This window comes from Mesorhizobium sp. M7A.T.Ca.US.000.02.2.1, assembly GCF_003996995.1.
Lineage (GTDB): Bacteria > Pseudomonadota > Alphaproteobacteria > Rhizobiales > Rhizobiaceae > Mesorhizobium.
On sequence record NZ_RZTT01000171.1, the window covers coordinates 1 to 12,056 of the forward strand.

Consider the following 12,056-nt stretch of genomic DNA (forward strand, 5'->3'; position numbering starts at 1 on the left):
GCGCTGCACCGCGAACCCCATGGCAAGGATGACCAATGTCAGCGGCACGACATAGGGCTGGAAGGTCGGCGTGACGACATTCATGCCCTCGACCGCCGACAGCACCGAAATCGCCGGTGTGATGACGGCGTCACCGAAGAAAAGCGATGCCCCGACGATGCCGATAGCGAGCATCAATGCTGAACGCTTGGGGAAACTGCCGCGCGCCAGCGCCATCAGCGACAGCACGCCGCCCTCGCCGCGGTTGTCGGCGCGCAGCACGAACATGATGTATTTGATGGTGACGATGATCGTCAGCGACCAGATGATCAGCGACAGCACGCCGAGAATATCGCCGCGCTGGGCGACATTGCCGCCCGAGGACGCCACCAGCGCCTCGCGAAAGGCGTAGATCGGGCTGGTGCCGATATCCCCATAGACGACACCGAGCGCGCCCAGCATCAGAACCTTGGTGCTGTGCTGTTCGACTTCCGAATGGCTCGATTGTTCGACGGGTTCTGCCTCACTACCAGTGTTGGTAAGGGCCATGGACGACACTCCGATAAGCGCGCGGTGCTCTACGCTTGCTGCGATGCAATATCAAGTGCCGTCGCGTAATGGCTGCCATGCCTGCCGCGCCAGGCTGCCCATCGCTACCATCCGCAGGCCTTGAGGAACCGACCCACCGTGCCGGCCATGCCATACTCCAACGCGTCGGCTGTCAACCCATGTCCGATCGACACTTCGGCCAATGCCGGAATGCGCTTGACCAGCGCCGGCAGATTGCCGACCACGAGATCGTGCCCGGCATTGACCTGCAGCCCGGCGGCAAGCGCCGCGTCAGCGGTTTTTCCCAATCTTTCCAGCTCTTTGGCCGCTTTGGCGGAATCTGTGTGATAGCTGCCATATGGACCAGTATAGAGCTCGATGCGATCGGCACCGGTGTCGCGTGCGGCCGCCACCCAATCGGGATTAGGGTCGGAAAACAGCGACACGCGAAAGCCCCCTTTTTTCAAGCGTTTGACGATCGGTGTAAGGAACGCGGCCTGGGTGGCGAAGTTCCAGCCATGGTCCGATGTCGCCTGGGCTGGATCGTCCGGCACCAAAGTCACCTGTTCAGGCTGATGCTTTTCCACAAGCAACAGGAAATCCTCGGTCGGATAGCCTTCGATGTTGAATTCCGCGCGCGGAAACTCGTCGTCGATCAGCGACCGAATCTCAGGCAGATCGGAGTTTCTTGTGTGCCGCTCGTCGGGGCGCGGATGCACCGTCAGCCCATGCGCGCCGGCCGCCAGCGCAATGCGGCCGAGGCCGGTCACGCTTGGCCACGGCAGGTCGCGCCGGTTGCGCAGCATGGCGATGGCATTGAGGTTGACGGAGAGCTTTGCAGGCATGCGGGCGGCCTCGGAAATCATTCAACGCGCCCACCTATAATGCCTTTGACGGGAACAGTAATGCCTTTGGTGGGAACAGTAATGCCTTTGGTGGGAACAGACTGGGGGTTTCGGGTGTTCCAAGCCTGATGAACGAGCCGGGAAAGGAAAGCGCCGATGAATTTTCTCGATGAGGTTCCGGCAATTCGCCGTATCGAGACCAGCCGCGACGACCTTTTCGCCATCGATGTCGTCGGGCACGTTTCCGCGGCCGACGGTGAAAATCTTTTCGGGCTGCTGGAGGCAGCCTATGCCCTGCATCCGCGCATCGATGTGCTGGTGCGCCTCGTCGACCACGATGGCGTCGACTGGGCCGACATCGCGGACGAGACCCTGAAGCAGGGCGCGATTCATGCATTGGAACATGTCGGCCGTTGCGCAACCATCGGCGAACCGGACTGGATAGCGGACGCACAACGCTTTCTGCCGTCCCCCCCGCCCGTTGAAATCAGGCACTTCAAGGCGGAGGACGAGGCCGCCGCCTGGCAATGGCTTGCCGCGCAGCCTATCGGGGCAACAGCATCCGGCGCCCCTACCTGACGATCGTCAGCCGCTCGGCCGCCCGCGTGATGGCGGTGTAGAGCCAGCGCTGGCGGGTTTCCTTGAAGGCCCAGCTTTCATCAAACAGCACGATCTCGTTCCACTGCGAGCCTTGCGCCTTGTGCACGGTCAGCGCGTAGCCATAGTCGAAATCGTCGAAGCGCTTCTTCTGCTGCCACGGGATGTCGGCATCGGGATCCTCGAACGCCGCCTTGAGCAGCTTGATCTTGGCGACGCCGCGATCCGGATCGTCCTCTTCCGGCGACACCAGAAGGTTGATGCCGGGCTTCACCGTCTCGCGCGACGAGGTCATCACCTTCCACAGCGAGCCGTTGAGCAGGCCCTTTGCCGGATCGTTGCGCAGGCAGACCAGCTTGTCGCCGGCTTGCGGATAATCGGCGTTGAAGCCCTTGAGCTCGCGCAGCCGCTGATTGTAGCGGCGACGCGTGCGGTTGGTGCCGACCAGCACCTGGTCCGCCTTCAGCACCAGTTCCTGGGTAACGTCTTCCTTGCCGATCACCTGCGCCGTGCCATAGTCGCCACGCATGAATTCACGGCCCTCACGCACATCGAGCGCCAGCCGCAGGATCGGGTTGTCGCGCGCCTGCCGGTGGATTTCGGTCAGCAAAAAATCCGGCTCGTGGTCGGTGAAGAAGCCGCCGCCCGAGATCGGCGGCAGCTGGCCGGGGTCGCCCAGTACCAGGATCGGCGTGCCGAAACTCATCAGGTCGCGGCCGAGCTGCTCGTCGACCATCGAGCATTCGTCGATGACGACCAGTTTCGCCCGCGTAATCGGGCTCTGGCGGTTAAGCGAGAAGGTCGGCGACATCGAGGTCTTGCCGGTGACCTCGTCCGATACCGATTCCTCGCCCTTCGGCCGATAGATCAGCGAATGAATGGTGCGCGCATTGACCGCGCCCTTGGAGCGCAGCACCTGCGCCGCCTTGCCGGTGAAGGCGGCGAACTGCACCTGGCCGTCGACATGTTCGGCGAAATACCGCGCCAGCGTCGTCTTGCCGGTGCCGGCATAGCCGAACAGCCGGAACAGCTGCGGCTGGCCGGTCTTCAGCCATTGGGCGACCGCCTTCAGCGCGTCGTCCTGTTGGGGAGAGAATTCCATCAGCGCGAGAGACCGGATTCGCAAGGGAAAGACAAGACAGCCGCCACCATCATCGATGCGCCGGGACGCTTCAATGCCGCCGACAGGTCAGGCTATCAGGCGCAGACAAGAACGTAAAGGGAACATACAAGCTCACCCCACACTTGATCGAATCGGCTGGGGATCGTTTTCCAGCAGGATCGGCTTGCCGTGCGGGGTGGCATGCGCGGCGCGCTCCCAGGCTTCAGCCATGGCGTCGACATCCGACTTCGCGGCCAGCCCTTTGGTGGCAAGCAGGCTTTCCAGCGCGGCCAGCCAATGTTCGTAATAGTCATGGCCGTCAGCCGCGGCGCCTGGCTTCTTCACTTCGATCGACAGCGCCTGCGCCCACTCGCTCCACGAAAACAGGCCCTTGTCGTGCAACGCCACCGTCATGGCGAACGCCTCAGCCTGCCACGGCTCGGCAAACACCGGCGCATCGACGCCCGGCGGCAGCTCGGGCAGATCCGTATCACGCCGGCTCAAGATAGTTCTCCCAGGCGTCTATCGACACGCTTAGCGTCGGGTCGGCGCCCTCGCCCCAGATTTCCGGCCCTTCGAAAACCACGGTGTAGACCCATTGCGGATTTTCGCCGTGTCCATGCGCGTTGCTGTCGGGGAACACGAAACCGTCGTGCACCGTCTCAATCACCCCCTGCTTGGCGCGCGCATAGCGCGGCAGCCGCGTGTGGCCGGTCGGGTTGAGGTTTTTGGTCCGTACGGGGTCGCCGGCCTTGAACCGCGCCGGCTGCGCTATCGGCCGGTCGCAAGGACCACCCTTGGCCAGCACCCCAGGCACATTTTCTGCCTTCAACACCCTCTTGGGAGTCGCTGCCGGATCGACTGCCTTGCCGGCTTCGAGATCGCGCTCGCTGACGAAGCCATGGCGCTTCAACAGCACCTCCAGCGCCTTGATCCATATCTGGTAGTAGCTCGATGAATAGTAGACAGCCGGATGCAGTGATTCCCGCGCGTGCCGGCTCTCGTCGATGTTCCACGCGCCCATGGCCCCGGCAGTCAGTGTCACGCCGAGCGCCCGCCTTTCCCAGGCGGCGTGGAAGTAAGGCTCGTCTTTTTCGGGTGCGACCGGGCCGAAGCCCATCTGTCCGCCAAGATCGTGCGGCCCGTTCATGCCGACTGCCCCTCTATTTCAGGTCTTTGGGCCAGGCCGGTCCCGATCATCGCGTCACGGCTGACCAGCTCCGCCAGCCGCTCCTCGCTCCAGCCCTCGGTGCCCTCAGGCCGCATCGGCACGACGAGATAGCGCAGCTCCGCGGTCGAATCCCAGACGCGTATTTTTGTCCCGGCCGGCAGCGTCAGTCCAAATTCTTCCAGCACGCCGCGCGGATCGATCACCGCGCGCGAACGATAGGGCGGCGCCTTGTACCAGACCGGCGGCAGGCCGAGCACCGACCACGGATAGCAGGAGCACAGCGTGCAGACGACGAGATTGTGCGTCTCCTCGGTGTTGAACACCGCCTGCATGTGCTCGCCTTGGCGGCCGGTATAGCCCAGCGATTCGATCGCCGCCGTCGCATCGCGCTTCAGCCATTCGGCATAGGCGGGATCGCTCCAGGCTTTCGCCACCACCCTGGCGCCATTGCGCGGGCCGATTTTCGTCTCGTAGGTGTCGACGATGACGTCGATCGCCGCCGGATCGATCAGCCCCTTCTGAGTGAGGATGGTTTCCAGCGCGCGCACGCGGGCGGCAAACGGATCGAGTTCGTTGTCGTGGTCATGATCGTGTGACATGGCCGGCAAACTACGTTTCCAGTGATGCCGCCGCAAGCGCAACGGCTTGGGCCAACGGCACATGGCGCTGGCCCTGTCACATCATTCGGCCGCCGCCTGCTGCGGTTCTGGCAGCATGTCTTCCCTAGGCTTGAACAGCGAGGGCTGATCCCCCGCTTCGACCGGGCCCGTCTCGCCCTTGCGCTTCGACCAGAGCCCGACCAGCCAGCCCGAGAAATTCTCCATGTAGACATAGATCACCGGCGTCACGAACAGGGTCAGCGCCTGCGAGGCAAGCAGACCACCGACAACGGCAACGCCCAGCGGCTGGCGCAATTCGGCGCTGGCGCCGGTGCCGAGCGCGATCGGGAACGTGCCCATCAGTGCCGCCAGCGTCGTCATCATGATCGGCCTGAACCGCATCAGGCAGGCCTTGTGGATGGACTCGGTCGCGGACATGCCTTCTCGTCGCAGTTCAAGCGCGACGTCGACCATCATGATGCCGTTCTTCTTGACGATGCCGATCAGCATCAGGATGCCGATCACCGCGATAACAGACAGATCCATGCCGGCGAAGCGCAGCGCAACGACCGCTCCGAGCACGGCCGATGGCAGGCCGGTAAGGATGGTCAGCGGGTGGATGAAGCTCTCGTAGAGGATGCCGAGCACGATATAGATCGTCAGGATTGCGCCGCCGACCAGAAAACCCTGGTTGGCAAGAGAATCCTGGAAGGTCTTGGCCGTGCCGGCGAAGGTGGTCGAGATCACCGTCGGCATGCCGATCTGCTCCTTGAGCGCATTGATGCGCGTCACGCTGTCGCCCAGCGCCACGCCCTGCGGCAGATTGTAGGAGATGGTCACGGCTGGAAGCTGGCCGAGCTGGTTGACCGTCAGGGCGCCGGCCGTGCGATCGACCCGGGCGAAGGCGCCGAGCGGAACAAGACTGCCGCTCGCCGTCCTCATCTGGATGGCCAGCATCCGCTCGGGCGACCACTCGATCTTGGGATCGAGCTCGGTGATGACTTCGTAGCTGTCGGCCGAACCGAAGATTGTCGAAACCTGGTCGGTGCCGAACCCGCCATAGAGGGCGGAGCGCAACGTGTCGGTGTCGATACCGAGCTGGGCGGCCTTGTCGCGATCCACCACCAGCGTAGCCTGCAGCGCATTGTTCTGCAGGTCGCTGGTGACGTCGGTGAAGTTCGCATGATCGGCGGCCATCGCGTCGTTCAGTTTCTGCGCCCAGATATCGGTCAGGCCGGTATCGAGGCCCTGAACCACGAGCTGGTAGGCGCTGGCCGACGACCGCGAGCCCAGCCTCAAATTCTGCACCGGCTGCATGTAGGTCTCGATGCCCGCCACGCCGGCCAGTTGCTTGCGCAGGTCCGAAAGCACCTTCTCGATATCGGGGCGCTGGTCCTTGCCCTTAAGCTGGACGAAAAGCTGCCCCTGGTTGAGCGCATTGTTGCCGCTGCCCGCCGACCACGCCACATGGTCGACATAGGGCGAATGCGAGAAGACACTGGCGACCTGTCCTTGCAGCCTGGACATGGCGTCGAAAGAGATGTCCTGACGTGCGATGGTGGTCACCGATATCTGGCCGATGTCCTCCTGCGGGAAGAAACCCTTCGGCGAAGTCTGGATCAGCCACACCGACGCTGCCGCGGTGCCGACGAAGACGAGGAACACCAGGAAGGTGTGCCGCAGGCAGAAGCTCAAGACCTTGTCGTAGCCGCGGGTGACGAGGTCCGGCTTGTGGCCGGGGCCATGCTTGTCGCGGTCGGCTTTGGTCACCGACAGCAGCCGCGAGCACAGCATCGGCGTCAGCGTCAGCGACACGAACATCGACGCCAGGATGGCGACTGTCACCACGACGGCGAACTCGTTGAAGATGCGCCCGATGACGCCACCCATCAGCAGCACGGGGATGAACACCGCCACCAGCGAGATCGAGATCGAGATGATGGTGAAGCCGATTTCGCGCGCGCCCTTCAGCGATGCGTCGAAGGCCGACAGCCCGTCCTCCTCCATATGGCGGAAGATGTTTTCAAGCATCACGATGGCGTCGTCGACGACGAGGCCGACCGCCAGCGTCAGGCCCATCAGCGATATGTTGTCGATGGAAAAGCCGAACAGGAACATCGCGCCGAGCGTGGCGATCAGCGAAATCGGCACCGCCACGGCCGGGATGATGGTCGCCGTCACCCGGCGCAGGAACACGAAGATCACCATGACCACCAGCGCGATGGTCAACAGCAGCGTGAACTGGACGTCATCGACGGCCTGACGGATCGAACTGGAGCGGTCGTTAAGCAGCTTGATGTCGGCGGCGGCCGGCATCTGGTCCTTGAAGGACGGCAGCATGGCCTTGACCTTGTCGACGACGTCGACGGTGTTGGCGTCGGGTTGGCGCTGCACCGCCATGATGATCGCGCGCGTACCGTCATACCAGCTCGCCGTCGTCGTCGTCTGCACCGAATCGACCACACGGGTCACCTCGCCCAACCGCACGGGGTGACCGTTTTTGGTGGCGATGATGATGTTGGAGAAGCCGGCGGCGTCAGTCAGCTGCGTGTTGGCGGTGATGGTAAGCTGCTGCTTGTCGTTCTGCAGCACGCCGAGCGGCGTGTTGCTGTTGGCCGAGGCGACCGCCGCCTGCAGCTGATCGATCGAGATGCCGCGCGCGGCAAGCGCGGTCGGGTCGATCTGGATGCGCACCGCGTATTTCTGTTGGCCGAAGATCGAGACCTGCGCCACGCCGTCTATGGTCGACAGCGACGGCGAGATGACATTTTCCGCGAAAGCATCGAGATCGGTCAGCGGAACCGTGTCGCTGACCAGCGACATCAAAAGAATCGGCGCGTCGGCCGGATTGACCTTGCGATAGCTCGGCGGCGCCGTCATCTGCGGCGGCAATGATTTCTGCGTGCGCGCGATCGCCGCCTGCACGTCGGCTGCTGCCGCGTCGATGTCGCGGTTGAGCACGAACTGGATGGCGATCGAGGTCTGGCCAAGCGAGTTCGTCGTCGAAATGGAATCGATGCCGGCGATGGTGGCGAACTGCTTGATCAGCGGCGTCGCCACCGATGTCGCCATGGTTTCCGGCGAGGCGCCGGGCAGCGAAGCCGAGACGTTGACCACCGGGAATTCGGCGCTGGGCAGTGCCGCCACCGGCAGGAACTTGTAGGCGAACAGTCCGCCCAGCACGAGGGCGAACGACATCAGAAGGGTGGCGACAGGCCTGCGTATGCAGAATTCGGAGATCATTGGGCTGCCTCGCCCGCTTTGCTCGCCTCGGCCACCTTCGGCGCGGCATCGGCCGTGGCCTTGCCCTCATGCACCGCGGCGCCGTCCTTCAGCCTCGTCTGGCCCTCAGTGACAACTTTCTCGCCGCTTTTCAGCCCCTGGCTGATGGCGCTGTTGTCGCCTTCGGTTAGCGCCAGCTGCACCGGCCGCATCTCGACCGTGTTGTCCGGCTTGACGACATAGACGAACGGCCCCTTCTGGCTTGGCTGCACCGCGACCGTGGGAACCGATGTCATCTGCGGCATGATACCGGCGTCGAGCACGACATTCACATACTGGCCGGGCCATAGCGAAAGGTCGGCATTGGGAATGCTTGCCCGCGTGGCAATCGTGCCCGACGCGGTGTCGACGCTGGAGTCGACGAAATCGAGCGTACCCTTGCCGATCGGCGTCGGGTCACCATCCTTGGTCAGTGTCACCGCGCCCTGCTGCGGGTTGGCGAGCGCCTTGTGCAGCAGGGCCAGGTTACTCTCGGGAAGATTGAAGTTGACCTGCAGCGGGTCCATCTGGGTGATGGTCACCAGCGGGGTCGCCGTGCTGCTGTTGCCATTGCTGACGGTGACGAGATCGCCGACGGCGACGCTGACAGCACCCAGCCTGCCGGAAATCGGCGCCGTGATCGTGGCGAAGCCAAGCTGGACATTGTCGGCGTCGATTGTCGCCTTGTCGGCATCGACAGTCGCTGCGGCAGCCTTCTGCGCGGCGACGGCCTGGTCGTAGGTCTGCTGCGTTCCGGCCTGCTTGGCGACCAGATCCTTGGCGCGCTGGAGATCGGACTGCGAGCTGGCGAGCATCGCCTGATCCTTGGCCAGCGCCGCCTGGTCCTTGGCAAGCTGCGCCTTCAGCGCCCGGTCATCGAGCGAAAACAGCAGATCGCCGGTCTTGACCATCTGCCCGTCCTTGACGTCGATGGACACGATCTGGCTGGACACCCGCGCGTTGATGTTGACGACGGCGGGAGAGGAGACGAAGCCGATCGCATAACGCCGGATCGGGAAATCGGCTGTCGAGGCGACGGCCGAGAGGATGGAGGCCGAGCGCCCGGCATTGTCGGCCTTCTTGTCCGAAGCCGCAGCCTGTTTGTCCGGCGCGGCAACCTGCTTTGCGCCGATGACCTTCTGGACCCTGCCCAGCGCATCAGGCGAAAGATAGAGCCACCCGGCCGCGCCCAGGCAGGCGACGGCCAGCAACGAAAGAACGACTTTTCCACGCATGGTCAAAGGCCCTCTCCACCCGACACGTCGTGGTCCGATGGGTTCTATTCCAACGCGGCCCGTTGCCGCGATTTCGCCGAATAGATAGGACAGGCCTTTGTCGGAAAAGGGCCAAAAGGCGGCATTACGAAGATTTAATGTGCACTGCACAATGGATGTGCAACACGTGGCGGCTCCCGATCCGCACGGTCCGCCGAGGGTGCGAATCCCGTCCCCCTACGATCGGATGGTGGCGCCCCACGGCCTATTTAAGCATCGGCCAAAGCGTCGCCGCCAGCAGCACGCCCATGGCGATGTTGAACCATTTCAGCCGCACCGGGTCCGACAGGAAGCCACGCAGCGCCGTGCCGAACCCTGCCCATACCGAGACGCTCGGCAAATTGACGATAGTGAAAGCCACGGCGATCAACACCACCGACAGGAACGGGTGCTCGGCATTGGCATAGACGGCCATGGCGGTGATCGCCATCACCCACGCCTTGGGATTGACCCACTGGAATGCGGCCGCCTCGATGAAGCGCATGGGCCGCGCATTCGTCTCGCCCTTGCCGGTCAGCGTGCGCGACATGGCGATCTTCCACGCAAGATAGAGCAGGTAGGCACCGCCTGCGATCTTCAATCCGGTATGCAGCGCCGGAAACGCCGTCAACACAGCGCCGAGGCCAAGACCGACGGCAAGCAGCAGCACGAGGAAGCCCATGCTGATGCCCAGCATGTGCGGAACGGTTCTGACGAGGCCGAAATTCACGCCCGATGCCAGCAGCATGAGATTGTTCGGCCCCGGCGTGATCGACGTCACGAAGGCGTAGACAAGCAGGGCAAGGAATGCGTCGAGCGACATGGATATCCTCCCTGACAAGTCAGCACCGGAAGCCTCACTATGGAAGCTGGCTGGCGCGTTCGGCGCCAGCCCCGCCGAAGTCCTACATCGCCTGCGGGCCGCGGTTCAACGCCGCCACGCCGGTGCGGCAGATTTCAACCAGGCCGAGCGGTTTCATGATGGCGATGAACTGGTCGATCTTGGAGCCCTTGCCGGTGATCTCGAAGATGAAATGCTCGGTGTTGGCGTCGATGACGCTGGCGCGGAACGCATCGGCCAGCCGCAACGCCTCGACCCGGGCCTCGCCGGTGCCGGCGACTTTGACCAGCGCCAGTTCGCGCTCCAGCGGCCGCTCCTGGCCGGATTCATGCGAACGCACGGTCAGGTCGACCACGCGGTGAACCGGCACGATGCGCTCGAGCTGGTGCTTGATCTGCTCCAGCACATGCGGCGTGCCGCGCGTCACGATGGTGATGCGCGACAAATGCTTCTCATGCTCGGTCTCGGAGACGGTCAGGCTCTCGATGTTGTAGCCACGCCCGGAAAAGAGGCCGATGACCCTGGCAAGCACGCCCGGCTCATTGTCGACCAGCACGGAAAGCGTGTGGTTTTCCGGCTTTTCCGTCTCCTTGGCGATGAAATAGGCGGAGCCGGTCGGTTGTAGCTGTGCGTTCATGACATGAATCTCGATTTCAAGCTCTTGAGCTAATTCTCTGTTTGCGCAGGGCTTTCTCGCGACAGCCCTGCCTTGGTTCTGCCGGCTACACCAGTTCCCTGCCCTTGGCGTCGATGGCGTTGGCCACCGCCTCGTCGGTCGCCTCGTCGGGCAAGAGCATCTCATTGTGCGCCTTGCCCGATGGGATCATCGGGAAGCAGTTGGCGAGCGTCGCCACGCGGCAGTCGAACAGCACCGGCTTCCTGACCGAGATCATCTCCTTGATCGCGTCGTCCAGTTCGTCCGGCTTCTCGCAGCGAATGCCGTGTCCGCCATAGGCCTCGGCCAGCTTGACGAAGTCGGGCATCGCTTCGGTGTAGGAATGCGACAGCCGGTTGCCGTGCAGCAGCTGCTGCCACTGCCGCACCATGCCCATATACTGGTTGTTCAGGATGAAGATCTTGATCGGCGCATCGTGCTGCACGGCAGCGCTCATCTCCTGCATCGTCATCTGCACCGAAGCGTCGCCGGCGATGTCGATGACCAGCGCATCGGGATGCGCGATCTGCACGCCGAGCGCCGCCGGCAGGCCGTAACCCATCGTGCCCAGCCCGCCTGACGTCATCCAGCGGTTCGGCTTCTCGAAATGATAGTGCTGCGCCGCCCACATCTGGTGCTGGCCGACCTCGGTGGTGATGTAGGTGTCCATACCCTTGGTCAGTTCGTAGAGCCGCTCGATGGCGTATTGCGGCATGATCACGTCGTTGTTCATCTTGTAGGCGAGCGAGTCGCGCGCACGCCATTTGGCGATCTGCTCCCACCACGGGTAGAGCGCCTTCTTGTCGGCCTTGGCGCTCGCGCGCCACAGCCGCACCATATCCTCCAGCACCCGGCCGACATCGCCGATGATCGGCACCTCGGTGTGAACGTTCTTGTTGATCGACGATGGATCGATGTCGATGTGGATCTTCTTCGAATTCGGCGAGAACGCGGTCAGCCGACCGGTGATGCGGTCGTCGAAACGCGCGCCGATGCAGATCATCACGTCGCAGTCATGCATGGCCATGTTGGCTTCATAGGTGCCGTGCATGCCGAGCATGCCCATCCAGTTCTTGCCCGATGCCGGATAGGCACCGAGGCCCATCAGCGTCGAGGTAATCGGGAAACCGGTAAGATCGACCAGTTCGCGCAGCAGATGGCTCGCTTCCGGGCCGGAATTGATGACGCCGCCGCCGCTATAGAT

General features: G+C 63.3%; 12 protein-coding genes. 1 reads left to right on the forward strand and 11 read right to left on the reverse strand.

Features of this window, described 5'->3' with window-relative positions; translation table 11 throughout:
• On the reverse strand, positions 1-528 hold a 528-nt coding region (locus EOD15_RS17360), incomplete at its 3' end, for a KUP/HAK/KT family potassium transporter (RefSeq protein WP_185929013.1).
• A gap of 104 nt (positions 529-632) precedes the next feature.
• Positions 633-1,373, reverse strand: a complete 741-nt coding sequence (locus EOD15_RS17365) for a pyridoxine 5'-phosphate synthase (protein WP_127320515.1) — start codon at positions 1,371-1,373, stop codon at positions 633-635.
• 156 nt (positions 1,374-1,529) lie between these two features.
• Between EOD15_RS17365 and EOD15_RS17370 the strand changes: the two genes are divergently transcribed.
• Complete coding sequence (locus EOD15_RS17370) at positions 1,530-1,952, forward strand: STAS/SEC14 domain-containing protein (RefSeq protein ID WP_127320514.1); 423 nt, start codon at positions 1,530-1,532, stop codon at positions 1,950-1,952.
• Here the strand turns inward: EOD15_RS17370 and EOD15_RS17375 are convergent.
• The 9 genes from EOD15_RS17375 to EOD15_RS17415 form a co-directional block, all read right to left on the reverse strand.
• Entirely contained in the window at positions 1,945-3,072 is a 1,128-nt protein-coding gene (locus EOD15_RS17375; RefSeq protein ID WP_027034850.1) for an ATP-dependent RecD-like DNA helicase, read from the reverse strand. The two genes, EOD15_RS17370 and EOD15_RS17375, sit on opposite strands and share 8 nt — an antisense overlap.
• Positions 3,073-3,204: 132 nt before the next feature.
• A complete protein-coding gene (locus tag EOD15_RS17380) occupies positions 3,205-3,576 on the reverse strand; it encodes a nitrile hydratase accessory protein (RefSeq protein WP_127320513.1) in 372 nt (123 codons plus the stop codon).
• A complete protein-coding gene (nthB, locus tag EOD15_RS17385) occupies positions 3,563-4,222 on the reverse strand; it encodes a nitrile hydratase subunit beta (protein WP_127320512.1) in 660 nt (219 codons plus the stop codon). Before nthB ends, EOD15_RS17380 begins: the two co-directional genes overlap by 14 nt.
• A complete protein-coding gene (nthA, locus tag EOD15_RS17390; RefSeq protein WP_127408671.1) occupies positions 4,219-4,842 on the reverse strand; it encodes a nitrile hydratase subunit alpha in 624 nt (207 codons plus the stop codon). Before nthA ends, nthB begins: the two co-directional genes overlap by 4 nt.
• Before the next feature lie 81 nt (positions 4,843-4,923).
• Complete coding sequence (locus tag EOD15_RS17395; protein WP_127408670.1) at positions 4,924-8,085, reverse strand: efflux RND transporter permease subunit; 3,162 nt, start codon at positions 8,083-8,085, stop codon at positions 4,924-4,926.
• Positions 8,082-9,338 carry an efflux RND transporter periplasmic adaptor subunit gene (locus tag EOD15_RS17400; protein ID WP_127321269.1) on the reverse strand — a complete coding sequence of 419 codons (1,257 nt, stop codon included), beginning with the start codon at positions 9,336-9,338 and terminating at the stop codon, positions 8,082-8,084. Before EOD15_RS17400 ends, EOD15_RS17395 begins: the two co-directional genes overlap by 4 nt.
• A 244-nt stretch (positions 9,339-9,582) precedes the next feature.
• Entirely contained in the window at positions 9,583-10,179 is a 597-nt protein-coding gene (locus EOD15_RS17405; RefSeq protein ID WP_127321268.1) for a LysE family translocator, read from the reverse strand.
• A gap of 82 nt (positions 10,180-10,261) precedes the next feature.
• A complete protein-coding gene (ilvN, locus tag EOD15_RS17410) occupies positions 10,262-10,834 on the reverse strand; it encodes an acetolactate synthase small subunit (protein WP_023757090.1) in 573 nt (190 codons plus the stop codon).
• An 85-nt stretch (positions 10,835-10,919) separates the two neighbouring features.
• The coding region (locus tag EOD15_RS17415; protein ID WP_245463697.1) for a thiamine pyrophosphate-dependent enzyme at positions 10,920-12,056 on the reverse strand (1,137 nt) is incomplete at its 5' end.

What these genes read in the sequence shown, in the direction of transcription:
- nthB (WP_127320512.1), bottom strand. Translation starts at nt 4,222, where the DNA reads ATGAACGGGCCGCACGATCTTGGCGGACAGATGGGCTTCGGCCCGGTC.
- EOD15_RS17400 (WP_127321269.1), bottom strand. Translation starts at nt 9,338, where the DNA reads ATGCGTGGAAAAGTCGTTCTTTCGTTGCTGGCCGTCGCCTGCCTGGGC.
- nthA (WP_127408671.1), bottom strand. Translation starts at nt 4,842, where the DNA reads ATGTCACACGATCATGACCACGACAACGAACTCGATCCGTTTGCCGCC.
- EOD15_RS17370 (WP_127320514.1), top strand. Translation starts at nt 1,530, where the DNA reads ATGAATTTTCTCGATGAGGTTCCGGCAATTCGCCGTATCGAGACCAGC.
- EOD15_RS17395 (WP_127408670.1), bottom strand. Translation starts at nt 8,085, where the DNA reads ATGATCTCCGAATTCTGCATACGCAGGCCTGTCGCCACCCTTCTGATG.
- EOD15_RS17375 (WP_027034850.1), bottom strand. Translation starts at nt 3,072, where the DNA reads ATGGAATTCTCTCCCCAACAGGACGACGCGCTGAAGGCGGTCGCCCAA.
- EOD15_RS17365 (WP_127320515.1), bottom strand. Translation starts at nt 1,373, where the DNA reads ATGCCTGCAAAGCTCTCCGTCAACCTCAATGCCATCGCCATGCTGCGC.
- EOD15_RS17405 (WP_127321268.1), bottom strand. Translation starts at nt 10,179, where the DNA reads ATGTCGCTCGACGCATTCCTTGCCCTGCTTGTCTACGCCTTCGTGACG.
- ilvN (WP_023757090.1), bottom strand. Translation starts at nt 10,834, where the DNA reads ATGAACGCACAGCTACAACCGACCGGCTCCGCCTATTTCATCGCCAAG.